Source organism: Candidatus Cloacimonadota bacterium (assembly GCA_011372345.1).
Classification (GTDB): domain Bacteria; phylum Cloacimonadota; class Cloacimonadia; order Cloacimonadales; family TCS61; genus DRTC01.
On record DRTC01000100.1, the window covers coordinates 1 to 1,754 of the forward strand.

The following is a 1,754-nucleotide window of genomic DNA, read 5'->3' on the forward strand; positions in this document are numbered from 1 at the left end:
ATCACATCTTTATTGGAAACCAGAATTACTCTTTCCACCAGGTTTTTTAATTCTCGGATATTTCCTGGCCAGGAAAGTCTCTTCATCCATTCGATGGCAGAATTACTGATACGTAAACTTGGTCGTTTATAGGTTTTTCTCAATTTTTCTACAAAATGATTTACCAGAAGTGGAATATCTCCAGGACGATCCCTTAACGGAGGAATCGAAATAGCGATCAGGTTAATCCTGTAAAAGAGATCTTCACGGAATTCACCCTCGGCTACCATTTCATTTAAATTACGATTGGTAGCAGAAATAACTCGAATGTCCACTGCTCTTGTTTTACTGGAACCAAGCACTTCAAAGCAGCGATCCTGCAGCACACGCAGTAATTTAACCTGACTGCTGAGATCCAGTTCGCCGATTTCATCCAGAAAAATGCTGCCTGTATTTGCCATTTCAAAACGTCCAATACGGCTGCTTTTTGCATCGGTAAAAGCACCTTTAACATGGCCGAACATTTCACTTTCAAAAAGAGAAGATGAGATACCACCCAGATTAACCTTCACAAACGGCTGATTTTTTCGGCCGCTATTACGATGAATAGCTTCGGCAAAAAGTTCTTTCCCTGTTCCGCTTTCTCCCAAAATCAAAACGGATGCTTCTGATGAACTTACACGACCTATGGTTTCTAAAGCTTTCAAAAAAGTAGGATCACGCCCTATTAGATCATCAAAATTATACATTTCATCTAATTGTTTTCGAGAGAGTGTTTCTGCTTTTCCCATCTGCCCTGAAAGATGTAGAGTAGTGCGAACAGATTGGAGGAAATGCTCATTATTCCAAGGTTTAGTGATGAAATCAAGAGCTCCAAGTTTCATGCCTTGTACGGCTAATTCTATACTTCCCCAGGCAGTTATCAAAATAACAGGAATTGTTGGAAGTAGCGATTTGATCTCTTTCAGTAACTTCAAACCTTCTTCACCGGAAGTTTCCATCGTGAAGTTCATGTCCAATACGATAAGATCGAATTTATTTTCGCGCAGAATGTCTATTGCCTGCTTAGGTCCTTCTGCGGTATCAGCATCAAAATCGTTCTGCTTCAAGATCAGACTCAAAGATGTTCTTACTGCAAAATCGTCATCAATTATCAAAATCCTAGGCAATTTGAGACCTCCATGTTTAATTTGAAAACGCACAAGGGTTTGTCAAGCCTTCAGGCTTAAGAAGATTATGATTTTAAAGAAAAGCATTATCACGCTTTTCGTTTTCCCCATTTAATTACGCCCCAGAATAAAGTTTTCTCATTATAGATGTAATCGAAGCCTTTTTTCTTGTGTTTATGTGTATATAAGCCAATTCCAAAACTGGAACTGAAACTTTCTTCTTCATCAGGAAAGTTATTTATTTCGTCGATTTTTTTCTGAAGCTTTGAAATCTCAGTTTCGTTCTTTACTTTTAGTTTTTGTATTTTTGCTTCGTTCCTGGCTCTTATTCTTGAGATCTTTTGCTGATGTTTATGCAATTTTCTCAATCGTTCCAAATCTCGAACATAGAGGATTTGTTCAGAGTTCAGTTTAGGAAGAATACGCTTTCCAAAAATTCGAAAACTCCATTTAGGAAATTCAATTTCATCATTTCTTACAGATATTGTTGAACTTCCATCCAGGAAATCTTTCGTAAGAATTTCGGGATCTTTCAACTCCGTGGGATATGTGTTTGAATGATAACTGCAGGATGAAAGTATTGCAACTAAAAATACAGTTGATAAT

The 1,754-nt window shown here is 37.6% G+C and carries 2 protein-coding genes; both read right to left on the minus strand.

What is annotated here, in order from left to right; all coding sequences use genetic code 11:
• The coding region (locus tag ENL20_01870) for a sigma-54-dependent Fis family transcriptional regulator (protein HHE37305.1) at window positions 1-1,139 on the minus strand (1,139 nt) is incomplete at its 3' end.
• A 98-nt stretch (window positions 1,140-1,237) separates the two neighbouring features.
• Entirely contained in the window at window positions 1,238-1,507 is a 270-nt protein-coding gene (locus ENL20_01875) for a hypothetical protein (protein HHE37306.1), read from the minus strand.
• Window positions 1,508-1,754: the final 247 nt, after the last annotated feature.